This window comes from Oleiphilus sp. HI0079, from assembly GCF_001635105.1.
Map to the genome: position 1 here is coordinate 1 of NZ_LWFT01001423.1, position 824 is coordinate 824.

Here is an 824-nt window from a genome sequence, read left to right on the forward strand (position 1 = left end):
AGCAGAAGCTTCATAAGGTACGAATGTAGAAAATACGTCAGTTTTGTTTTCTGTTGCCGGCATGTTGTGATCTCTTTATTTCTTTCAAATACTGCGCCAAACAGGACAAGCCGGGTCCCTAAGCGCATGATTTGGCTCGCCACTAAGCAGCCAAAGTTAGCCTGCGAACGCTATCAGAATATTTTTAATTGTGCTATCACTTTGTGCAAGTAGCGCGACTGATTACCCATTTGCAGGTGTATCTCATCATATGCTCACCAAAACCTGATCATCCTCTACCTTGACCTGCACAGGCTCTAGGTATTGATTTAGGCATGGCCCATGAATACAAAGCCCTGTGTCGATCTCAAAAAGCGCTCCATGCATGGCACATTGAATGTATCTACCATCGGGCTCTAGAAATGTGTTCTCAGAAAATTCCAGATTCATACCAATGTGAGGACAGCTATTTCGATACGCTAACACGTTTGTGTTATTCATCACCAAGAAGCCCTCATGATCCTCAATCTCATAACCTAAAGTTTGAGCTTTTTTGAGATCTTCCAGGGAGCATACGTGATGGTAATGAGACATAAAAGCACCTTGGCTTTGCAGAAAACCGACTATACTAATGCGCTCTAAAGATTACTTGAAGCCGTAAACATGATAAGAAATTTTTTGTTAGTCGATGATAGCGCGATATCTCGTATGATGTTGAAAAGCTTGATAGAAGAAAATTTTGAAGATGTAATGATTTCAGAAGCGAATACGGCCGAGCAGGCGATAGAAAAATGCGATAGCATGAATTTTGAAGCGATTTTCCTTGATTTGAATATGCCAGGGCA

General features: G+C 41.4%; 2 protein-coding genes. One reads left to right on the forward strand and one right to left on the reverse strand.

Annotation, left to right across the window (positions count from 1 at the left end; genetic code table 11):
- Positions 1-246: 246 nt before the first annotated feature.
- On the reverse strand, positions 247-573 hold the full coding sequence (locus tag A3750_RS24520; RefSeq protein ID WP_068451500.1) for a Rieske 2Fe-2S domain-containing protein: 327 nt from the start codon (positions 571-573) through the stop codon (positions 247-249).
- Between the two features lie 69 nt (positions 574-642).
- Between A3750_RS24520 and A3750_RS24525 the strand changes: the two genes are divergently transcribed.
- On the forward strand, positions 643-824 hold a 182-nt coding region (locus A3750_RS24525; RefSeq protein WP_156498919.1), incomplete at its 3' end, for a response regulator transcription factor.